Genomic DNA, 21,331 nt, shown 5'->3' with positions numbered 1-21,331 from the left:
TGGCCAAATTTCACTATGTAAAAAGAAAGCACCGGAGTACTTCGCTTTGTGTTAGTAAAATATCTCTGAAATATTGGCAAGTATAAACAGGTAGGGAATTGCTGATACTGGCAAAACCTTTTCAGAGACTCAAGAAGAAACCTCGTAAAAAATAGGAAAAAAAAAGTGAAAATCACGCAAACAGAATGGGCAAGAGAGATAGGAGTATCAAAGCAATATGTCTGTTATTTAGTAAAAAAAGGAATAGTTAAGTTGGAGGATGGTTTGATCAATAGAGAGCAAGCAAATGAAGCAGTAGCGGCAATAAGAGATCCAAGTCAGCCACTGAGGAGGAAAAATCCAGAAAACGAAAATACAAGTAACCTTTCCACGATGTTGCTAAAAACGCGAATAAAAAATGAAATGGAACGAGGTAAACTTCTTGAGGCGAAAGCTAAGGCTGAGATTGGTGAACTTGTAGCAGTAGAGGAAGTAAAGCGCGATGCATTTAATGTAGCAAGAGTTGTCCGTAATAATTTGCTTAATATTCCAAATAGAGTTTCAGCACTGCTTGCATCACTGAGTGACACTGAAAAAATTCACGAGACGCTAACTGAAGAGATTACAAACTCACTTGAAGAATTATCTAACGCTAAATTTGAATAATGTCTGCTAAGTTAAGTTTAGAATTAATAAAGTGCCTCATTAATCAACCTGGATTAGATGTTAATGTCAGAGGATCAAACGGAAAGACACCACTGCATTATGCAGTAGAAATTAACGAGCTTAGTATGGTTGCACTCTTACTGAACAGGAAAAATATTAATCCACTGATCGCTGATGATGATGGTAAAAGTGCGCTTTCTTGTGCAAGAGAAGAAATATTACAAGCACTAATCAATCATAAATATGGATCAGAGGGAGATAGCTTGCTTCACTTAGCTGCGATGTTGAATGAAGCAAATGCTGTAAGATTTTTACTTAACAAAGGAGTTAATGTTAATGAGCAGAATGCTTTACTACATACACCATTACACTTAGCGGCAGGAGCTGGACATGAAGAAATAGTAGAAATTTTAATTAGAGAAGGAAACGCGGATAAGGATGTTCTTGACGTGAGAAATCATGCAGCAATTCATTATGCAGTAAACAACAAGAAGCTAGAAGTAGTAAAATTACTTTCAAATCTTGGTGCGAATGTCAATATAGCTGGTAGCGGCAGAAATGCAATGAAATTATCTTCTTTGCACGTAGCTATAAGTAGTAGTAATTACGACGAAAGGGACTTATGTTTAGATATTGTAAGATGCTTAATAAATGTTCCTAATGCTGGGGTTAACTTACAAGATTATGAAAATAAAACGCCACTACATTATGCTGAAAGGCTGAAAACAATAGAAGTTTTACTAACGCGAGAAGATATAGACCCTTTAATTAAGGATGATAATAGCAAGACACCATTTTGTTATGCAAAAGAAGCAAATAGATTAGATATAGTAAAGATTTTAGCAAGTAATAGATACGGAGCTGATAAAAACAGTTTGCTTCATTTAGCTGCCAGAAAAGGATATGAAGACCTAATAGACGGTATTCTTGGTGAAGGAGTTGAAATAGATGCTGTAGATGAGAGTGGAAAAACGGGAATTTATGTTGCTGCAAAGCATGGTCACTTTAACGTAGTAAAGTTGTTGCTAAAGAGAGGAGCAGATGCCACGGATGTTTTTCAGTATGCAATAATAACGAACAACGCAAAATTAATAAAATTACTGAGCAAAGAGAAGGAAATAGTGCTATTTGGAAGACAGAAGAACTTTCCAACATTTCATTTATTGAGCAATAAATATTTTGAAGAAAGGAAAATAGCAGACAAAAAAATAAAGAAATATATCAATATCGTCTGTGTTTCTATAACAGTATGTGCAATAGCGATAGTGGGAATTTACCCTAACATTATAGCTGCGGTAATGGTGGGAATAGTTGCGTTCATAGCTGCAATAACAATGAGTAATTTAACTCAGAAGTACATAGAAGAAGCACTTGAAAAGAAAATGTTTATTGAACTTGAAAGTGAGAAAACAAGTGAGTGCAGTTCTATTTTAAGTGATGTTGAGGTATCATCTAATGATGGTGAAGAGCTAGCGATATGATATATGCTACATCTTTTTCTGAAGGTTTAAAACCAGATCCAGAGCTTAAAGTATCAGAGTGGGCGAATGAGTATCGAGTTCTAGCATCAACTGCAGCATCAGAGCCAGGTAAATGGAGAACAGAAAGAACTCCTTATTTAAAAGAAATAATGGATTCACTATCACCATCTTCACCTGCAGAAAAAGTAGTATTCATGAAAGGAGCGCAGATTGGGGGAACAGAAGCTGGTAACAATTGGATAGGCTATATTATCGATCAAACACCAGGTCCAATGCTAGTAGTACAGCCAACAGTTGAAATGGGAAAGCGTTGGTCAAAAGGAAGGTTTGCGCCGTTAATAGAGAGTACACCATGCTTAAAAAGTAAAGTAAAAGACCCAAGGTCAAGAGATTCGGGCAATACTGTGCAAAGTAAGGAATTTCCAGGTGGAATAGTTGTGATTACTGGAGCAAACAGCAGTGTAGGACTGAGGTCTATGCCAGTAAAATATCTCTTTCTTGATGAAATAGATGCGTATCCAGGAGATTCAGGAGGAGAAGGAGATCCAGTACTGCTTAGTATTGCTCGAACTAATACATTTGCACGGCGAAAGATTTTTTTAGTGTCAACGCCAACGATTCATGGAATAAGCAGAATTGAGAAAGAATTTGAAGCAACAGATAAGAGATACTTTTTTGTACCATGTCCACATTGTAATTATTACCAAATATTAAAATGGTCACAAATAAAATGGGAAGATAAAAATCCAAATACAGCACACTATATATGTATAGAATGTGGTGAAAAGATAGAAAATCATCAAAAGACAGAGATGCTTGAGCGTGGAGAATGGAGGCCTACTAATAGAGTAAAAGATGAGAAAAAAGGATTTCATCTTTCAAGTCTTTATAGTCCAGTTGGCTGGTATAGTTGGCAACAAGCAGTAGAAGATTTTCTCCATGCAAAAGAAAGTGAACAATTACTGAAAGTTTGGATAAATACTACGCTTGGAGAAACTTGGGTAGATAAAGGAGAAGTACCTGATTGGAAGCAATTATTTAACAGGAGAGAATTTTTTCAGATTGGCACAGTGCCAAGGAGAGAAGTGGTACTTACTGCAGGAGTAGATGTCCAAAAAGATCGTCTAGAGGTGGAAGTTGTAGCATGGGGAAAAAGTCGTGAAAGTTGGTCAATAGACTACCGAGTATTTGAAGGTGATACTGGAGGAGGAGAAGTATGGGGAAAACTTTCGGAGCTCTTAAATCATCATTTTATCGGTGAAAATGGGCTTGAGTACATGATAAGCATGATGGCAGTTGATGCAGGATATGCAACACAGGAAGTATACAACTGGGTAAGAGGTCATCAAGGCTCTGGAAGAGTAATGGCAGTGAAAGGTGTAAATAAAGCACTAGTACCACTTAGCAGCCCAAGTAGAGTAGATATAACAGTTGGTGGTCAAAAGCTAAAGAGAGGAATAAAGCTCTGGCCAGTAGGAGTATCGATATTAAAGTCAGAACTTTTTCAATTACTTAATATTTTAAAAGAAGAAGAGAAAGTGCCAGCAGGATATTGTCATTTTCCCGAATATGCACCTGAATATTTTAAGCAGCTAACGGCAGAGCAATTAGTCAGCAAGGTAGTAAAAGGATACACCAAACAAGAGTGGCAAAAAGTAAGAGAAAGAAATGAAGTACTAGATTGCCGAATTTATGCAAGAGCTGCATCTATTGCACTTGGAATAGACAGATGGCCAGAGAGTAAATGGAATAGTTTAAGTGGAAAAATGGAAAGCAAAAAGCCCAAAAAAGTGAGACAGAGTAAGTGGTTGGAAAATGTATAACGAAGAGTATTTGTTTCAGGTTGAACAGGCAATTCAAAAGCTTCAGAGTGGCGAAAGAGTAGTATCAATTGCATATGGTGACCATGTTGTGAGATATGCTGAAGTTCAGATAAATGATTTGCTCAGCCTCAGACAACGCATCAAAGGTGAACTAAAGATTGCTGGAATGAAGCCTAAACGAAAGATTATTTTTGCAACAAATAAAGGAGTGATATGAGATGGTAGAAAGCAAGAGGATTAAAGTGAGCTCAGATATGATTATAAATGCAGTAATAGATTTATCGCACTGGAATGAAAACATAAATTTTAAATTAGCAAGAGAAGATGGAATATTGGGAGTTATTCATAAAGCAACCCAGGGGCTAAAATACATAGATCCAACTTATACAGAAAGAAGGAAAGCCGCTGAAGAGGAAGGACTTTTATGGGGTTCATATCATTTTGGTGTAGGAGAAGATGGAAGAGATCAGGCAAATCACTTTTTGAATACAGTGGGTGAAACTAAAAATACAATTGTTGTGCTTGATATTGAAGAGAACGAAAGTGGAAAAAATATAGAACCAAGACAAGCAGAAGATTTTGTTAAAAAAGTTCAAGAAGAAACGGGTCGTTTACCTTTAGTGTATGGAAGTGCTAATTTTTTGAAAGATTTTGCCACACCAATTTTGACGAAATGTCCATTATGGATAGCAAGATATGGAGATCAACCTGTTTTACCGCAAGGCTGGAATAAGTGGATTTTATGGCAATACACCGAAGGTAAAAATGGTCCAGAGCCACATGAAGTAAGTGGAATCGGAAAATGTGACAGAAATAAATTTAACGGCACATTAAAAGAATTAAGAGAATTTTGGTTAGTATGATGCTGAAAAATTTCAAACAACTATTTAGCAAGCCAAAAATCAAAAGCTCAGCGTGGGATGCAGCAGGTTCAGGAAGAAGATTTTTTCACTTTCAACCAGAGTTAGGAAGTATAAACAATTTGCTGTCTCAAAGCCTTGAAACTTTACGTAGTAGATCACGTGATATGGTGAGAAAAAATCCATATGCAGCAAATATAATTGATACGATAGTGAGTAATTCTATTGGAACAGGAATAAAGCCGCAATCAAAAGCAAGAGATGGAGAATTTCGAAAGAAGGTGCAAGAATTGTGGCTAAAATGGACAGATGAAGCAGACAGTAGCGGAGTAAGTGATTTTTATGGATTACAAGCTCTGGTATGCAGAAGTATGATAGAGGGAGGAGAATGTTTTGTACGTTTAAGAACGAGAAAGCTGGAAGATAGATTTTCTGTGCCATTACAACTGCAAGTACTTGAGTCTGAACATTTAGATAATAAAACAAATCAAACTTTAGGAAATGGTAATGTAATAAGAAACGGGATTGAGTTCAATAGACTTGGGCAAAGAGAAGCATATTACTTATTTAGAGAACATCCAGGCGAAGGCTCATTTGGAGAATCAGTAAGAGTACCAGCAAATGATGTTTTACATATTTATAGACCACTAAGACCTGGGCAAATTAGAGGAGAGCCATGGCTTTCGAGTATACTGCTAAAGCTCTATGAACTTGATCAATATGATGATGCAGAATTAGTACGAAAAAAGACTGCAGCAATGTTTGCGGGATTTATTACGAGACTTGATCCAGAAGCAAATATCATGGGAGAAGGTGAAGCAAGTGAGCAAGGAGTAGCACTATCTGGCCTGGAACCTGGAACAATGCAGCTTTTAGACCCAGGAGAGGACATAAAATTTTCAGAGCCATCAGATGTTGGAGGAAGTTATGAAGCGTTTATGAGACAGCAACTGAGGGCAATAGCAATAGGTACAGGAATAACATATGAGCAGCTAACAGGAGATTTAACAAGCGTTAATTATTCATCCATTCGGGCAGGGTTGATAGAGTTTCGCAGAAGGTGCGCAATGTTACAGCATAACGTGATAGTGTTCCAGTTTTGTAGACCTATTTGGAATAGATGGCTAGAATTAGCAGTGCTTTGTGGAGAACTGAGTATAGATGAAAAAGTAGTAAAAGCAGCGAAAGAAGAAGTAAAATGGATACCACAGGGATTTGATTGGGTGGATCCACTGAAAGACCAGCAATCGCAGCAAATGGCAGTAAGGAACGGATTTAAGAGTCGATCGGAAGTAGTATCAGAAATGGGTTACGATGTTGAAGAAATAGATCAAGAAATAGCAGAAGATCAAAAACGTGCAAATAGTCTCAACTTAATGTTTGACTCTGATTGTAAAGGATTATGATGCTCTTAGGAAAACCATTAATGCTTGAACCAAGGAGTTTTGAGCTATTGTCATTAAACAATCAAAAACATCCCACGTTTAAAAACATAAAGCACTCCATCAAAAGTAACGTAGAAAGAACTGCAATTATAGCAATACATGGAATCTTGACTAAAAAACCAGGTGCGTTTGATGAAATGCTCGGGATGACATCATATGAGCAAATAGAAGAACAAATTAAACAAGCATTAGCAGATAGTAGCATAGAGACAATTATACTGGAAATAGACAGCCCCGGAGGAGAGGTAAACGGTATATTTGACCTAGCTGACTTTATTTATGAATCAAGAGCAAAAAAGAGGATAATAGCGATAGCAAATGATGATGCATACTCTGCTGCATATGCTATAGCTTCAAGCGCTGAGAAGGTATTTGTGAGCAGAACTTCTGGTGTTGGCAGTATTGGAGTAATAGCAAGTCATATAGATCAAAGTGGGTTTGATGAAAAACAGGGAATAAAATACACCACAATCTTTGCTGGCAGTCGAAAGAATGATTTAAATCCGCATGAGCCAATGACGTCTGAAAGTCTGGAAAGCTTACAAAAAGAAGTAGACCGACTATATGAAATGTTTTTGCAGCTAATAGCAAGGAACAGAGGTCTTTCAATTGAAAAGATTCGATCAACAGAAGCAGGTCTATATTTTGGCGAGAAAGCAGTAGAAATAGGCCTTGCAGACGGAATGACAATTCTTTCATCTATTAATAAAAACAGGAGTATTACTATGAATGAACGAACTACAACTGACCTAGAAACTGATAATTTAACTAAGTATCGTAATGAAGTTCTTGAATTAATACGTTTATGTAACTTATCACGAATGCCAGAGAAAATAGGAGAATTTATAGAGCAGAATGTTAGCAGCAAACAAGCACAAGAAATATTAATGTCGATACTTGCAGAACGAACAATGAAGACTGAAATTTTAAGCACATTACCACAGAATTCGTCAGAAGATTTAATGATGCAGGTAGCAAGAAGTCGTGCACAATCTGGCATTTAGAATATTCGTAGTATAACAAAAGTAAAAAATAAAGGGGAAAAGTAAAATGAGTAATATAATAGAGCAAAATAACCTTGGCGATCTTCTGAAATATGAAGTGTCCAACCTATATTCAAGAGACCAAATAACAGTAGCTAAAGGTCAAAATCTTAAGCTTGGTGCAGTAGTTGCCAAAAAGACGGAAGATGGTTTTATTAGAGTCCTTAATCCCACTGGAACAGACGGCACACAAACAGCAATAGGTGCAATAGTAAGTGATGTAAATGCGACAGAAAATGCCAAAGCAGTAATTATTACTCGTGGTGCAATACTAGCAGATCATGCAGTTGTGTGGCCAGCAAATATCACTGAAGAACAGAAAGCTGAAGCAATAAAGCAACTTGAAGGACGAGGGATCATTATCCGCAAGGGAGTTTAACTAAAATTAATAAGGAGAAAAAGAATGCAAAATCCATTTACAAATACAGCATTTAGCATGACGGCACTAACAAATGCGATGAATATATTGCCGGTAAATTATGGACGTGTTGAAAATTTAAATTTGTTTCCAAGTAGATCAGTAAGATTTAGACATATTACCATAGAAGAACACAACGGAGTATTAAGTTTATTACCAACACAAATACCAGGAGCACCAGCAACAGTAGGAAAAAGAGGAAAAAGAAAGGTAAGAACATTTACGATTCCGCACATTCCGCATGATGATGTAGTGCTGCCAGAGGAAGTACAAGGAATAAGGGCATTTGGATCAGAGAGTGAACTTAAAGCGCTGGCAGACGTAATAACTGACCATTTACAGCTAATGAGAAACAAGCACGCAATAACATTAGAGCATTTGCGAATGGGAGCGCTGAAGGGAATAATTTTAGATGCTGATGGGTCAGAATTATTAAATCTGTACAACGAATTTGAAATCACACCAAAAGTAGTAAATTTTGCACTAGGAACTGCAACAACTGATGTAAAGCGTAAGTGTCTGGAAGTACTCCGGCATATAGAAGATAATCTAAGTGGTGAATATATGACCGGAATTCATGCCTTGGTAAGCCCTGAGTTTTTTGATGCACTAACTTCGCATAGTAAAGTGAAAGAAGCATACGAGAGATGGCAAGAAGGAGCAGCGCTAAGGAATGATATGAGATCAGGATTTACGTTTTGTGGAATCACGTTTGAGGAATATAGAGGGCAAGCAACTGATCCTGAAGGAACCGTAAGAAGGTTTATAGAAAGAGATACAGGACACTGTTTTCCACTAGGAACAGCAAGCACATTTACAACATATTTTGCACCAGCAGATTTTAATGAAACAGTAAATACTCTTGGACAGCAACTATATGCAAAACAAGAGCCAAGAAGATTTGATAGAGGGACTGATTTGCATACGCAGTCAAACCCTCTGCCAATGTGCCATCGTCCGGCAGTTTTGGTAAAAATTAGTTCTAGTTGATGAATATAGGAAAATTATTGGAAGATTGTTTTGAGCATTTAGGAGTGGAAGCCATATATTGTAATAAAAATAAGGAGAGTATTCGTAAAATAAAAGTGCTAATAAAACGTCCTGAGACTACGTACTCTCTAGGTGCAGATGGAGCATTAACTCAGCAAATTGCCTCAATAGAGATACGCAGTAAGGACGTTACTTCCTTTAGCATAGGTGATTATATCAAGATTGAAAAAAGATTCTATAAGATTTTTGAACCACCGTTAAAAGATTCTTCGGGTGAAGTATGGAAAATTGAGGCAATAGAAAGTGTTTAATATTAAAGTTAGTAACAATATTAATGAAATAATCTCCAATATTGACAGAAAAGAGCAGAAAGTAAAACTGGCAGCTATAAAAGCACTAAATAGAACAGCACTATGGTTAAAAGCGCAAGCAGCTAAGGAAATCAGTGAGGAAAAGAAAAGTTTGATAAGAAAGAGATTAAGAATTTTTAAGGCGAAAACTAGCAGATTAGAAGTGTTAATTAGAGCAAATCTCTATGACATTAGAGCATCGACAATTGGTAAAATACAAAAAACAAGAAGAGGATCGAAAGTAGGAAAGCATGAGTTTATAGGAGGATTTGCAGCAGTTATGCCAAAAGGAAATAGCGGTATTTTTAAGCGTGAAGGAAGAACAGCATTACCAATAAAGGAAGTTAAATTGTCACTGAAACCAGAGGCTTCAAGGATAATAGGTAATCTTGTTAATTATGAAGTTGAAGAAGTCTTTACAAAGTTTTTTGAACGTCAATTGAGCTATAAAGGATGAATTTGAAAGATTTACATGATAAAATTTGTACCACGCTGAAGAGAGAAATACCAGCAATACAGACGTGCGAAATTTATCCAACAATAAGGAAAGAATTGATAGCACCGGCAGTATTTGTGGAACTTAGTGGCTTTGAAAAAGGACATGATCCAGGAACAGAAGAATTAGCGTTGAGAGCAAAATTTGAAGCACGAATTGTAGTTGATGGAACAGTCGAGGATTCCTCGGTAGTTGTAAGGTCATTAGCAGCAGAAGTAGCAAGAGTAGTAAATAAAAATACTTGGAACGTAAAGAATATTTCTCCTGCTGAATTTATCTCTGCAGAAATTGATGGATTTAGACCCGAATTAGATGCATATTTGGTGTGGATGGTTGATTGGAGTCATCAGCTTCATTTAGGTAAATCAGTATGGGAAGAGGGGAAAATTAAGCCACATAAAATAGCAGTAGGAGAAATGCATGTTGGAAAATAATTTTGCCATTGCAGAGTTACAGAGAAAAGTAGCGAATATCATTCGTATAGGAGTTGTAAAAGAAGTAGATTATGAAAAAGCAAAAGTAAGAGTGAAAATAGGAGAATTTTTAACAGATTATTTACCATGGATAACGAGCAAAGCAGGAAAAGATAGAAATTGGTCTTCACCAGGTATCGATGAACAAGTTGTGGTATTTTCTCCTTTTGGTGAACTATCATTAGGAGTGGTATTAGGAGGAATATATCAGAAAAAATACCCTGCACCAGAGAATAAAAAAGAAATAAATAGTATGAAGTTTCAAGATGGAACAAGATTGTTATATGATAAGGGAAAACATCATTTAGAGATTGAAGTAGTAGACAAAATAACACTGAAAGCTGGGGGATCAAGTATAGAAATGACAAAAAGTGGAATAAAACTGAAAGCAGAAAGGATCGACTTAAATTGAACAAAGGAATAGTGAGGTTAGGAGACTACTGTGGAGAAGCTATACCACATTTCTGCATTAGCGGAAGTAATAATGTTTTTGTAAACGGTAAGTCAATATGTAGACAAGGAGAAAGTTTTAGTGAAGGAAAAGTAATGATTCAAGGATCAAAAACAGTGTTTGCAAATGGTCTTAGTGTAGGAAGAGTAGGAGATATAGTTTCATGTGGTTTTAAAGTAATAAAAGGCAGTGAAAGCGTTTTTGCAAAATAGAAATGAAGGGTATGGATGCTAAAACAGGGAAAGAATTAGAGGGAATAGAACATCTGAAACAATCAATAATTGATATATTAACCACTCCTATTAACAGTAGAATAATGAGGAGAGATTATGGCTCAAGATTATTTGAATTGGTGGATAAGCCAATAAATAGAGATTTAACTTTGGAAATCTATGCAGCAACTGCAGAAGCACTGGGGAAATTTGAGAAGAGATTTAAGTTAGAAAAAGTAAAGATTGCTGAAGCTAAAGAAGGAAAAATGACTCTTGTACTTGAAGGTATGTATCTTTCAGAAGGCAAATTCATAGGTATTAGTGGAGTAGTTGTTTAGAAATGCAGACATCTAATATTATTGAAAAACTAAGCTATGAGGAAATTTTTTCCAGAATGAAGGAGGAGTTAGTGTGTAGAGATGAAACCTTTTCAGCGTTAGTAGAATCCGATCCAGCAATAAAGATTCTGGAGGTAGCAGCATGGCGAGAACTTTTACTCAGACAAAGGATAAACGAAGCTGTAAAGGGTAATTTACTTAAATTTGCAACAGGAGAAGATCTTGACTCTTTAGCTGAATTTTATGGAGTAGAGAGGCAAAATGAAGAAGATGATGAACATTTTAGAAAAAGAATAAAAGCAAAAATAGCAGGTTGGTCAACAGGAGGAAGTAAGGAATATTATAGATATCATGCACTGTCAGCAGATAGTAGAGTAAAAGATGCATTAGTAGAATCACCTATACCAGGGAAAGTACAGATCTCGATTTTATCAACACAATTATCCACAACTGGCATAGCATTAGAAGACCTACTTGAAATTGTAAAAAAGCAGGTTACTAGAGATGATATAAGGGTTTTAACCGATACAGTAACAGTGATAGGTTGCAATATTACGGAAATAGATATTCACAGCAGGATCAGTGTTAATTCACAGGTACTACCAGAAATTATTGAAATAGCAAAGAAACAATTTATCGAAAAATTTGAGTTAGCAAAGAGATTGGGGTGGAGTGTGACAAGATCATGGATAATAGCGAATTTATTTGTAGATGGTGTAGAAAATGTGGAATTAATCGAGCCAAAAGAAGATGTTGTGGTGCTAGGTAATGAGTGTGCTGCTTTAAGAAACTTAGAGATTGAGTTGAATTAATGTTATTGCCACCAAATGCAACAAAACAGGAAAAAGTGCTAGTAGATGCAACGGATTATAAAGTTGATCCAAGTTGCATCAGAGGGTTTAAGTTTAGTCTTAAAGAAGAAACATTGCCATGGTTGATTGAGGAATATGAATTGGGGGAGATACTACGCTGGGTAAAAGATAAAAGAAGAGCGATAGTAGAAGGAGTAAAGTTTCAAAGACTACGTGGAACGCCTGCATCACTTAAAATAGCACTAAAATGGGCAAATATAGAAGATATTACAATTATCGAAGAACCACCTGGTAAACATTTTTTTGAGTTGCAAGTAGGGATAAACACAATAGCAGGGAGTGTTAAATAAACCATACGCGTCAAGTTAAGAGATTGTGAGCAAATTTAGAGAAGTTAAGGTGGATACTCTAGTTTTTCTGTACTTGTCTTTTAATGAAAACTGCGACCAAGTTATGGTAAGCTTTTTGAGAAAAATATTTAAGCCTTTAATTTTATTATTTAGTGCTAAAAATAACTCTCTAACCCGTCTTTTTAGCTCAATAAATGCCTTTGTTAAGCTAAGAACCTGTCTTGAAAGGGAAAAAAGAAAAGAATAAAGCAAGAAATAGAAAAGTAACAAATGATAAGGGAATGTAAAAAATTGCTTCCATATATTTTAAATCTGATTATAATTACAGTTAGAGATATTTTGAGAGCTCAAAAACTTATCTTTGTCTGCAGACTTTTTCTACTAAACAATCAAATTAATTAAAAAATGTAGTCTATCTTCTTCAGTGTATACACGTATACTTAATCTCTGTCGTATGTGCGCTGCACTTTTTTCTAATCTTTTTTACACAGGGGGATTTTATGTTCAGAATTCCAGATACTTGACCTTTATTTTAGCTAAAAACCAATAGGCGCCTATTGTTTAACGCTAATTAAAATAAAAATTTTTCTAATATATAGAAAAATCACTGTTTACTGAAAACGGGGCAAGAAAGCTGCTGATATCACAGAACCTTAGATTATTCCCAAACGTTGTTTGCGTGACGTATGAGCGTGCTCTCCTTACTTCAAGAAATATTTAATATGACTATGCTTGTTAATTAAGTCCTTTCAAGACAGGTTCTAAGCTCCGTATTTTTTTTCAGTTCTGTGCAACCCACTATTCCATGAAATATAAGAATTGCACACAATTTGGCATATAGCTCACATAATACTCTGTATGGCTTTCCTCTCAGCTTATCAAGCCTTATATTACTCTTATATAATTTGAACAATAATTCAATTTGCCATCTTATTCGGTAAACTACTAGTATTTGCTCAGCATTAATCTTACTTTTTGGAACATTAGTTATAAATATCGACCAATTTAGTAACTTTTGGTTCCTTTGAGAAGATGTGTATCCATGTGATCTTGCTAACCTATTAGCCTTTCTTCTTCTAGCCATAGCTTGTTCTTCAGTTAGTTTTTTAAATATAATTCTTACTTTAACCCTTGTCTCTTTTCCTAACAATACCTCCTGTTCTAGAAAAGATCGATCTCCCAAATGTTCTAGTAAATCTATTTTTTGACCTGTCTCTATATCATATATGTTAGTATCGGATTTATAACGACTTATGAAATAAGCTCCTATTTCATTGATTTGTTTAAAAGAACTTGGCACAAAATAACCCAAATCAGATATTAGTAAATCGTTGTTCGATATATTGCTTAAATGGCTTCTATAACCCTGATCTGACCTTATTCCCTCAGTTATATTAAGCTGGTCTAATGTCTGGTTTAGGTAGTCAAAAACTAATTGTAACTTTATTCCAGACTTAGTATTGCTTTCATAACCACTGTAGCTGGTACCATAACCTTTATACATTTCTTCCATACTGTTAGGTAAGCTAATGTAGCTGCTGTCTAATAATTTAACACCTCCAAAGTGCTTCAAGATTCTGCAATCAACTTGTAAGGTATTTTTAAGTAACGTTAAAGATTCATTATACATTCTTTTCATAAATTCCACTGCTTCCTTGGTAAATCTAAAGTCCAGACCTTGTTTTGTTATATTTATCGAGTCTTCATTCAATAATTGACACACTGTCTCTATACTACAATTATCAACCCCTATATTACCCAAAACGATGGCTTTTATGAACGACGAGCCTTTTAGCTTCCTCTTTCTTTTTATGAACCCTGTTGTAGCTGAGATTTTATCTGCTTTTTCATTAAAAAATTCTTTGAGCTTTTTTGAGATGCAAACTATTCTTTTCATTGTATAAGTTCTCCGTTTTCTTTGTTAGATTTAAGAGAACTTATATCTTTTTTTTCTCTTCCTTACACTAAGTTTATTACCACAGTTCCTTAACTTGACGCGTATGGTTTATTTAACACTCCCGAGAAATAAGATTATGCTATTTTTTTAATGAAATTTCTTGAGTGGTAGATTATTTTTTACAGCTCTAGCTGAGGTAGCTGTCACTACCTGAAATGTAACAAATAAAATACCAATCTTAAATATTGCTATATTTCACGATAGTTTCTCAACTTGACGCACATGCTTTTGGAACATTCTCATTTGTCAAATAGTTTCTGGCATGCTACACAATCTGTAATGCAGGTTTTAACTTACTTTTACGCAATATTGATCATTCTTGAAAAGCAATCTAACATTTTCTATTCCTTGATTACGAAGCTTTGATGCAGCTGATTTAGCTACTTGAGCGTTTACAAAAAATGCTACATATCCCTTACTTTCTGCATTGTTTTGTTTTGGGTGACGTTTCTGCATTTCTTTTTCATATTGCCTTTTGTAATGAGGAGTATTTTGTATCAATTGTTCTGACCTCTTTCTTAAGTACTCGACTTTTACCTTCGCAAGCCCAGACTTATGAAGTCCTAAAACTTGTGCTGCTTTTTCTGACAAGTCTATTATTCTACCTTCAACAAATGGCCCTCTATCATTAACTCTTATAACAAGCTTTCTTCCATTTTCTAAATTAGTAACACGAACAAAGCAGGGTAGGGGCAAGGTCTTATGTGCTGCAGAAATCAAGTGACGATTAAACACTTCACCGTTGGCTGTAATTGTGCCATGATCTTCTATTCCATACCACGATGCTATTCCTACTTCTTCGTAACAGCTACAGTATTTTGGGTGGTAGGTGATACCATTTATTGTATAGCTATTGCCAATTTTATAATGACCTGCAGTGTGATTACACCTATTGCTAAAACTACAACTACTCATCAAAACGAATATTAGACATAGAAAGGCTAGTTTTTTTATCATTGTACTTAGTGAAATGGTTCGATACCATGAGGATTTTAAATTATACTATAATAAATTTAGTAATAAGTAAACGTCTACTGCCAAATATGCACAGCACTAAAAAAGGTTCTGTCGAATCTATAAACCATAGGAAAGAAGATCATTAAAGGTGGGATTATAGGAGTTATTAACATAGCAAAATTCTCAAAAGTAGAAACATTATTTTAATAATTTGTCTTTTTTTTAATCATACGAATATTTTCTATGCCTGTGATGGTAATCTTTGCGGAATGGAAGCTTTTAAACCCAAGCATTGGCTTTATTAGTTTTTTGATAAATCTATCAACAATATTATTTAGATATTTTATTTGAAGAACTGTAATCTTCAGAAATTTCTGCATTCAAATCATCAAGAGCAGCAGTATTACTGCCGCTTTTATCAATTACAATTTTCTCAGGAAGATAGTTACTCCTGAAGGCTTTACGAAAGAATGCAAGTGCTGCAGACTTGTCTCTACTAACACACAAGTCTACAGTATATAAATAAACCCATTTACCGTTTAATTTAATGTAAGTCTCTCCAACTACTACCAACCTGCTTCTTTCTTTTCCTTACTGCCTCATCTATCAGTGGTGATAACCCACCTTTGTAACGTAGCATTTTGCTCCCCTTATACTCATCATTTCTTCCAAATCTCGATAGCTCAAAGAGAATCGACATTTCATGTATACAGATAACATCCGCTGAAAAGCTAAATCCTTTGAAATATGGCAACAATTTTTGATTGATACGAAACATCTTTGCTTTTTTTTTAGACAATTATATCATTCTTCTTTCTACTTCCCTACAAATGCGACAGAACCCTTTGTAGTACTCAAAAAAAGAGAATAAAAGGTACCGATATTACGTATGCAACAATCACTTAAGGGGAAAGAATTGTGAATCAATAAACCGAACAATAGTAGCAGGAGAAGTGGAAAAAGAAATAATGAAGAAAGCGGAGCAGCTATATGAAAAATGGAGAGAAAAAGCAGAAGAGTGGAAAAATTTAAGTTTTGGAAAACAGAAAGAAGTAGTGAAAAAGTTAATAAGAACAGTATTGGTGAGAGAGGATGGAATAGAGGTGAGTTCTGAATCAGAGGAAAAATTTATACCAATGAAGAAGAAAGGAAACAAATGCACAGTAATCGAGCCAGAAGGAAAAATAAATAATGCGTTACTCAAAGCAGTGGTAAGAGCCCATCTGTGGAAACGGCAACTAGAAGAAGGAAAATACAGAAGTGTGAAAGAGCTGAGTGCCAAAATTAATATAGGTACAAGACGTATACACCAAATTTTAAGATTAAATTATTTAGCACCAAAAATTAAAGAAGATATAGTAAATGGAAGGCAGCCAAGAGATTTGAAGTTGGTTGACTTGAGAGAAATACCGATGCTGTGGAGTGAGCAGATGAAGAGATTTTATGGGTTTAAGCAAGCTGTCTGCCAATAAAAAATAAGATAAATGGGAGTGTTAAATAAACCATACGCGTCAAGTTAAGGAAATATCGTGAAATATAGCAACATTTGAGATGGGCATTTTATTTGTTACATTTATTTTTTTAGGGAGTTCTTATCTAGAAGAAGATGATTTTTTCAGAAGAATCTATAAATTAATAACTTTATTACTTAATATATAAAATAGTTTTTTTTCGTTTCCTTTCTTCCTTATACCACTTTTCCTTAACTTGACGCGTATGGTTAAATAAACCATACGCGTCAAGTTAAAAATATCGTGAAATATAGCAACATTTGAGATGGGCATTTTATTTGTTACATTTATTTTTTTAGGGAGTTCTTATCTAGAAGAAGATGATTTTTTCAGAAGAATCTATAAATTAATAACTTTATTACTTAATATATAAAATAGTTTTTTTTCGTTTTCTTTCTTCCTTATACCACTTTTCCTTAACTTGACGCGTATGGTTTATTTAACACTCCCTCTCAAAGAGGTGCTTTTAAAATGCTATTTGATTAATAACTTTACTGATATAGGTATGCCTATTTTCAAATTTGCCTCGTAAATTCCTTTCATTACTCCTCCTCATTCCTTGCCATTCAACAAAGCCTCTCAGAAGCACCATAAATACGCTTTTCAACACATATTTAATAGAGTTTGTGAAGAAAATGACACTGAACACCATTTGACAAAAGTCTTGGACAAATGGGCAAGTTGAACGTATGAATAAAACTTTTAAAAATGCTACAGTTAAAAAATATTACCACCGCTCACATCAGCAGCTCAAAAAGCATCTTTACAATTTTATGATGGCTTACAATTATGCTAGAAGAATTAAAACTCTTAATGGTCTTACACCTTTCGAATTTATATGTTTACAGTGCTCCTCATTTATTTACACTACCATCACACTCTGGAACCATGTATCTAAACTTCTGCTGAAACCTTACTGTAATTGTCCTTAGATTATCATTAAATAATATCAAAAATTTAAGCATCTAGACCCATCTGTTGTAAGAAGATAATGTTTTGCCAGTCAATATTATAAATTGACTATAGCATCTTGCTGACGGCTAAGATTTACGTTGACATCGTTAAGATAACTCTTAATGGCTGGCTGGTTATCTATTTTTCTCCTTTTAGTTTTTGTACTCTCTGTGTCTAGAAACCTTTTGTTTTCTAGCAGTAACTCTTCACTTGATACTGAAGAAGAACTTTCGCTATTTTTTTCTACATAAAGCTCTTTTAAGATTGAGACACCCTTAGCATTCAAATCAGATTTTTCAAATTGTAAGAGCGATTCTCTTTTTTCTACCTCATTTTTTAAATATGTTGATTTATCTTCATCTCTAGTAAACAACTTTTGTATAGCATATACAGTATCTAAAGTATCAAGATGATTTATCCCTATAACCTTCTCTTGTAATTCTTGCAATCGTTGAAGTTCTTGTAATGCTTTTTCTTTATCCTCTAAGCAACTATGTAAAACAGCTATATAAAACTTCACAGATAGTACGTTAGGATGATTATCTAAAAATCCATAATTTTTTTGTAGCTTCAGCACTTTCTCAAAATATTGCAATGCTTTCTCTCTTAATTCTCTTTTAATTACTTTTCCTACCTCTATTTCAACAAAATAAGGAGCCGGTTGTAAGTACTGACTACTCTCTTGATTTATCAGAATATCTTGTAGCTGCCTAAATAAAGCTTGTATACTCAATTCACGAGGTAAATCTTCTTTATGTGGTAACGCTTCTTCATTTATAGTTACTTTTTTTCTTTCTTGACTCATAAAGAAATATGCTAAGGCATAGATATATTTTGTATCTAAATTATAAAATTCATACACCTCGGAAGGATCAAGATAAGGATCATTATCAGAATTAAAATCACTTATTTTAAGGAAAATTTCATCTCTCAGTCGTCTTACATAGTGCAAAGTTGTAAATGCATCAGTATATCTTTTTTTCATCACAAATGCTTCAGCTATAATAACTGATATATCTAGATATTCTTCTATAAGTTCCATGATGTCTTCGCTATGTGAACTATTGACTATAAAGTTATTGTGTTTAACGTATGACAATGCTTCTTTAGAATTTTTTTGTTTGAGATAAATAGAAAGTATTTTTTTATCCAAAGTAAGAGAAGGAAATGCATCTTTTACCTTCTCGAGTTTTTTTAAATCTAGAAAGATTTTTAACGCTCTATCATATAGTCCCAAACCAGCTTGCGCGCAGGCAAACTCATATTTAATTAATCTTGAATATCCATCATCTACAGCAAGTAATTGAGATAATTGTGACGTGAGATTGATAACTTTTTTATACTCATGTAACTCATTTAAGCCACTCAAAATTAAACAAGGAAAATTCTTATTTTCTTCTATTAGATAGTCATATTTTTGACCATGATCAAACAAAGATAAGAGATGAACTACATCTAAAAATCCTCCTTCAGCTTCAGATACCAGTTCTATGACACAACTTAATATGTGTTTTTCCTCATCTATGATAAACTGTGAACGTATTACTTTTTTTATTAATTCATGCATAGTATAGACCTTGTATTTACCTTCCTTTTTTGCATAAATTATCGAATATTGTTCTAGCAATTTAAAAATGGAGTATAGCCTATCCTCATATCTAATCCAGGCAAGAAATAAACTGGGATCAATTGTACTATGACCAAAATAAGCCATAGCATTTAAAATTTTTAGAACTTTCTCTCCAGAACTCATCTTTTCTATTGTTTCCATCGAGATTAGTAATGTTATTTGCAGTATTCTATCGTATTTATTTTGTCTAGTGTTTCGTGGAAATTTCTGATTAAACCTTTCGTATTGTATTAAATATTCAAAAATTCCAAATGCTTCTCTCAAAGGGCTTGATCCTTTGTTTTTAATACACGCTACTGCTAGATTTATAGCTAATGGAAAACCTTCGAGTTTTCTTATTAGTGCTTTTATTTTTTCATCTTGCGACTTATCTGCTATCTCTAAAATTCTTTTTACAAGTTGTATAGCTTCTTTTTCTCCAAGACTATCTAAAGACACTTCTGCTATATCTTGATAACCTTGATCAGAAGAAGTAAATAAGCAGTCAAAACCACCTCTTTTACCTCTGATCTTTAAAATTCTCTCTAGATCTTCTTTTTTAACTCCCTGAAAAAGGAATAGGCATTTTTCCTCTACTTTATTTCTTTCTCTTTCCATACACATGCTTAGCCTATCTCGGACAAGGGAATCAAAAGAACTTTCTATGGACAATATATCTTGAGTATTTACCTCATAGACATTAAGATAAACTCCTTTGTTTTCTTCGACAAATTTTCTAGCTAGTTGAGTTTTGCCAATTCCAGATGGACCTACTATTATTACTTCTCCCCCATGTAATTTTGTATATATCTCCTCTATTTGTTTCTTTCTTCCAGTGAATTCTTCTACTGGAGCACATACATCCTTAAAATTCATTTTCCCAAGTAGAGATGATAATCTTTTTATATCTGATACTTTTATACTAGGCCAAAAACTCCTAGATCTTGCTGTATTACCATGCTCTGATTCAAGTAGGTTGCTATAGTTTTGAGAGACTGTTTCAGCATGATTTACAAATGCTTCTTTTACTTTTAGATAATAAAACGAATTTGGAATTGTTTTTAAATTTTTTTCCATCAAAGATACAACATCACTATTTTTTTCAGTTCTTCCTATTAACTCTTTGCCTCCTATTATATGTTGTTCTTTTTTTCCTTCTTCTTTAACTAAGTATTTCAAATTCATATCTAAATTTTGTTTGCGCTCTTGACAACAAAATAAGATATGCTCGTTTAAAAAGCTTACCTCTTGTTCAATATGGGATTTAATTTTTACTATAAGATCCTCAATTATCTTTTTGCTTGGCATTTGGATTTCTTTATTGACAATATAAAATACCTTCTCCACTTTAGCCTTAAATTCTTGTATATTTAAGGTATCTAAAGTATACACATAGTTTTCAAGTTCTACGTTTGTAGCTTCTACTCTAATATATCTTGTATCATATGTTCTTTTCGACTTTTCACCCATAAAGGAACGGCGATAACCATACTGACTAGATTTATCCTCACTTTTCTTTCTATAATAGACGAAAGAGCCTTCACTGCCTTCTGCAATTCCGATATTTTCATATAGGTCTCTAAGATTATAACTTATTTCTCCATACTGCGCAGACATACCTTGAAAGTATGTATTTAGAACAAGGGTTTCAGTTATCCCTATATTTCTCAAATCTCTCTTATGTTCTTTCTGAATGTAACATTCAATTATCTTATCTACAATGTCATCTGCTATTTTTGAAACATGATCAAAACCTATTTTCTCAAACTGCATTTCAAAACTTTGAAAAATATTGCATCCAGCATCCATTAATATTTTTCTAAAGCCCAGTTTATATTCATTAAACGTTCCTATTAAGTCTGATAGATTAATAAAACTTTTTGTCGCTTTTGTTACATTACCTTCTCTCAAAGATGCTTTCATACCAAACATCTCCCAATCATCATGTGTTGAACATCCAAAAATACTTTGCACAAACCTGTTAATGCTCACCCCATCCGAAAATATTCTGTTCCCCTCTCTCAGTGTACTTGCAAGTATATCATATATAATAAGCCTCGTTTCAAATGATTGAATGAAACTCAGAACAAACTTCATCAAATTTGAATACTCTACTTGATAAAATTGATAATGATTATTTTCTTTATAAGACAAGC

Annotated in this window: 18 protein-coding genes and 6 pseudogenes; 19 read left to right on the top strand and 5 right to left on the bottom strand. The window is 34.2% G+C overall.

Features of this window, described 5'->3' with window-relative positions:
• Nucleotides 1-165: 165 nt before the first annotated feature.
• The 17 genes and pseudogenes from ABWU56_RS02690 to ABWU56_RS02610 all read left to right on the top strand — a co-directional run.
• Nucleotides 166-645: a hypothetical protein gene (locus ABWU56_RS02690; protein WP_353281799.1), complete on the top strand. Its 480-nt coding sequence runs from the start codon at nucleotides 166-168 to the stop codon at nucleotides 643-645.
• Nucleotides 645-2,126, top strand: a complete 1,482-nt coding sequence (locus ABWU56_RS02685) for an ankyrin repeat domain-containing protein (protein ID WP_353281797.1) — start codon at nucleotides 645-647, stop codon at nucleotides 2,124-2,126. Before ABWU56_RS02690 ends, ABWU56_RS02685 begins: the two co-directional genes overlap by 1 nt.
• The gene (locus tag ABWU56_RS02680; RefSeq protein ID WP_353281795.1) at nucleotides 2,123-3,949 is read left to right on the top strand and encodes a phage terminase large subunit family protein; all 1,827 of its coding nucleotides are present in this window, start codon (nucleotides 2,123-2,125) and stop codon (nucleotides 3,947-3,949) included. Before ABWU56_RS02685 ends, ABWU56_RS02680 begins: the two co-directional genes overlap by 4 nt.
• Nucleotides 3,942-4,166 (top strand): gpW family head-tail joining protein, encoded by a 225-nt coding sequence (locus ABWU56_RS02675; RefSeq protein ID WP_108784313.1) that lies wholly within the window; start codon nucleotides 3,942-3,944, stop codon nucleotides 4,164-4,166. The genes ABWU56_RS02680 and ABWU56_RS02675 overlap by 8 nt, the downstream gene beginning before the upstream one ends.
• A 1-nt stretch (nucleotide 4,167) precedes the next feature.
• Nucleotides 4,168-4,812, top strand: a complete 645-nt coding sequence (locus ABWU56_RS02670; protein ID WP_108784312.1) for a glycoside hydrolase family 25 protein — start codon at nucleotides 4,168-4,170, stop codon at nucleotides 4,810-4,812.
• Nucleotides 4,809-6,215 (top strand): phage portal protein, encoded by a 1,407-nt coding sequence (locus tag ABWU56_RS02665; RefSeq protein WP_353281792.1) that lies wholly within the window; start codon nucleotides 4,809-4,811, stop codon nucleotides 6,213-6,215. The genes ABWU56_RS02670 and ABWU56_RS02665 overlap by 4 nt, the downstream gene beginning before the upstream one ends.
• Complete coding sequence (locus ABWU56_RS02660) at nucleotides 6,215-7,258, top strand: S49 family peptidase (protein WP_353281956.1); 1,044 nt, start codon at nucleotides 6,215-6,217, stop codon at nucleotides 7,256-7,258. Before ABWU56_RS02665 ends, ABWU56_RS02660 begins: the two co-directional genes overlap by 1 nt.
• Before the next feature lie 46 nt (nucleotides 7,259-7,304).
• Nucleotides 7,305-7,676 carry a head decoration protein gene (locus ABWU56_RS02655; protein ID WP_353281791.1) on the top strand — a complete coding sequence of 124 codons (372 nt, stop codon included), beginning with the start codon at nucleotides 7,305-7,307 and terminating at the stop codon, nucleotides 7,674-7,676.
• A gap of 24 nt (nucleotides 7,677-7,700) precedes the next feature.
• The gene (locus ABWU56_RS02650) at nucleotides 7,701-8,705 is read left to right on the top strand and encodes a major capsid protein (RefSeq protein ID WP_353281789.1); all 1,005 of its coding nucleotides are present in this window, start codon (nucleotides 7,701-7,703) and stop codon (nucleotides 8,703-8,705) included.
• On the top strand, nucleotides 8,705-9,016 hold the full coding sequence (locus ABWU56_RS02645; RefSeq protein ID WP_264377060.1) for a hypothetical protein: 312 nt from the start codon (nucleotides 8,705-8,707) through the stop codon (nucleotides 9,014-9,016). Before ABWU56_RS02650 ends, ABWU56_RS02645 begins: the two co-directional genes overlap by 1 nt.
• A 19-nt stretch (nucleotides 9,017-9,035) precedes the next feature.
• Nucleotides 9,036-9,512 carry a phage tail protein gene (locus ABWU56_RS02640; RefSeq protein WP_410542170.1) on the top strand — a complete coding sequence of 159 codons (477 nt, stop codon included), beginning with the start codon at nucleotides 9,036-9,038 and terminating at the stop codon, nucleotides 9,510-9,512.
• A complete protein-coding gene (locus ABWU56_RS02635; protein WP_353281785.1) occupies nucleotides 9,509-9,985 on the top strand; it encodes a hypothetical protein in 477 nt (158 codons plus the stop codon). Before ABWU56_RS02640 ends, ABWU56_RS02635 begins: the two co-directional genes overlap by 4 nt.
• Entirely contained in the window at nucleotides 9,972-10,436 is a 465-nt protein-coding gene (locus ABWU56_RS02630; protein WP_341810860.1) for a phage baseplate assembly protein V, read from the top strand. Before ABWU56_RS02635 ends, ABWU56_RS02630 begins: the two co-directional genes overlap by 14 nt.
• On the top strand, nucleotides 10,433-10,687 hold the full coding sequence (locus ABWU56_RS02625) for a PAAR domain-containing protein (protein ID WP_012481797.1): 255 nt from the start codon (nucleotides 10,433-10,435) through the stop codon (nucleotides 10,685-10,687). Before ABWU56_RS02630 ends, ABWU56_RS02625 begins: the two co-directional genes overlap by 4 nt.
• 2 nt (nucleotides 10,688-10,689) lie before the next feature.
• Nucleotides 10,690-11,025, top strand: a complete 336-nt coding sequence (locus tag ABWU56_RS02620) for a GPW/gp25 family protein (protein ID WP_353281784.1) — start codon at nucleotides 10,690-10,692, stop codon at nucleotides 11,023-11,025.
• A gap of 2 nt (nucleotides 11,026-11,027) precedes the next feature.
• On the top strand, nucleotides 11,028-11,837 hold the full coding sequence (locus ABWU56_RS02615; protein WP_353281782.1) for a baseplate J/gp47 family protein: 810 nt from the start codon (nucleotides 11,028-11,030) through the stop codon (nucleotides 11,835-11,837).
• Nucleotides 11,837-12,169 (top strand): annotated as a pseudogene (locus ABWU56_RS02610) (phage tail protein); the annotation flags it as partial. The gene ABWU56_RS02615 and the pseudogene ABWU56_RS02610, both read left to right, overlap by 1 nt.
• A 33-nt stretch (nucleotides 12,170-12,202) precedes the next feature.
• Here the strand turns inward: ABWU56_RS02610 and ABWU56_RS02605 are convergent.
• The 4 genes and pseudogenes from ABWU56_RS02605 to ABWU56_RS02590 all read right to left on the bottom strand — a co-directional run.
• Nucleotides 12,203-12,400, bottom strand: a pseudogene (locus tag ABWU56_RS02605) (IS4 family transposase); the annotation flags it as partial.
• A gap of 550 nt (nucleotides 12,401-12,950) precedes the next feature.
• Nucleotides 12,951-14,084 (bottom strand): annotated as a pseudogene (locus ABWU56_RS02600) (IS4-like element ISWosp7 family transposase); the annotation flags it as partial.
• Nucleotides 14,085-14,432: 348 nt separating this feature from the next.
• Nucleotides 14,433-15,101, bottom strand: coding sequence for a septal ring lytic transglycosylase RlpA family protein (locus tag ABWU56_RS02595; RefSeq protein ID WP_012481726.1), 669 nt, complete (start codon nucleotides 15,099-15,101; stop codon nucleotides 14,433-14,435).
• 203 nt (nucleotides 15,102-15,304) lie between these two features.
• A pseudogene (locus ABWU56_RS02590) lies at nucleotides 15,305-15,879 on the bottom strand (IS6 family transposase).
• 73 nt (nucleotides 15,880-15,952) lie between these two features.
• On the opposite strand from ABWU56_RS02590, the pseudogene ABWU56_RS02585 reads away from it, so the two are divergent.
• A pseudogene (locus ABWU56_RS02585) lies at nucleotides 15,953-16,573 on the top strand (zinc ribbon domain-containing protein); the annotation flags it as partial.
• A 634-nt stretch (nucleotides 16,574-17,207) separates the two neighbouring features.
• Nucleotides 17,208-17,544, top strand: a pseudogene (locus tag ABWU56_RS02580) (integrase core domain-containing protein); the annotation flags it as partial.
• A gap of 77 nt (nucleotides 17,545-17,621) precedes the next feature.
• On the opposite strand, the gene ABWU56_RS02575 reads toward ABWU56_RS02580, so the two are convergent.
• The gene (locus tag ABWU56_RS02575) at nucleotides 17,622-21,329 is read right to left on the bottom strand and encodes a tetratricopeptide repeat protein (protein WP_353281780.1); all 3,708 of its coding nucleotides are present in this window, start codon (nucleotides 21,327-21,329) and stop codon (nucleotides 17,622-17,624) included.
• Nucleotides 21,330-21,331 lie beyond the last annotated feature (2 nt).

Source organism: Wolbachia endosymbiont (group B) of Horisme vitalbata (assembly GCF_964028625.1).
In the GTDB taxonomy this organism is placed as follows: domain Bacteria; phylum Pseudomonadota; class Alphaproteobacteria; order Rickettsiales; family Anaplasmataceae; genus Wolbachia.
This window is presented reverse-complemented; position numbering and strand designations above follow the sequence as displayed.

What these genes read in the sequence shown, in the direction of transcription:
- ABWU56_RS02685 (WP_353281797.1), top strand. Translation starts at nt 645, where the DNA reads ATGTCTGCTAAGTTAAGTTTAGAATTAATAAAGTGCCTCATTAATCAA.
- ABWU56_RS02680 (WP_353281795.1), top strand. Translation starts at nt 2,123, where the DNA reads ATGATATATGCTACATCTTTTTCTGAAGGTTTAAAACCAGATCCAGAG.
- ABWU56_RS02675 (WP_108784313.1), top strand. Translation starts at nt 3,942, where the DNA reads ATGTATAACGAAGAGTATTTGTTTCAGGTTGAACAGGCAATTCAAAAG.
- ABWU56_RS02670 (WP_108784312.1), top strand. Translation starts at nt 4,168, where the DNA reads ATGGTAGAAAGCAAGAGGATTAAAGTGAGCTCAGATATGATTATAAAT.
- ABWU56_RS02665 (WP_353281792.1), top strand. Translation starts at nt 4,809, where the DNA reads ATGATGCTGAAAAATTTCAAACAACTATTTAGCAAGCCAAAAATCAAA.
- ABWU56_RS02660 (WP_353281956.1), top strand. Translation starts at nt 6,215, where the DNA reads ATGCTCTTAGGAAAACCATTAATGCTTGAACCAAGGAGTTTTGAGCTA.
- ABWU56_RS02655 (WP_353281791.1), top strand. Translation starts at nt 7,305, where the DNA reads ATGAGTAATATAATAGAGCAAAATAACCTTGGCGATCTTCTGAAATAT.
- ABWU56_RS02650 (WP_353281789.1), top strand. Translation starts at nt 7,701, where the DNA reads ATGCAAAATCCATTTACAAATACAGCATTTAGCATGACGGCACTAACA.
- ABWU56_RS02645 (WP_264377060.1), top strand. Translation starts at nt 8,705, where the DNA reads ATGAATATAGGAAAATTATTGGAAGATTGTTTTGAGCATTTAGGAGTG.
- ABWU56_RS02635 (WP_353281785.1), top strand. Translation starts at nt 9,509, where the DNA reads ATGAATTTGAAAGATTTACATGATAAAATTTGTACCACGCTGAAGAGA.
- ABWU56_RS02630 (WP_341810860.1), top strand. Translation starts at nt 9,972, where the DNA reads ATGTTGGAAAATAATTTTGCCATTGCAGAGTTACAGAGAAAAGTAGCG.
- ABWU56_RS02620 (WP_353281784.1), top strand. Translation starts at nt 10,690, where the DNA reads ATGAAGGGTATGGATGCTAAAACAGGGAAAGAATTAGAGGGAATAGAA.
- ABWU56_RS02615 (WP_353281782.1), top strand. Translation starts at nt 11,028, where the DNA reads ATGCAGACATCTAATATTATTGAAAAACTAAGCTATGAGGAAATTTTT.
- ABWU56_RS02595 (WP_012481726.1), bottom strand. Translation starts at nt 15,101, where the DNA reads ATGATAAAAAAACTAGCCTTTCTATGTCTAATATTCGTTTTGATGAGT.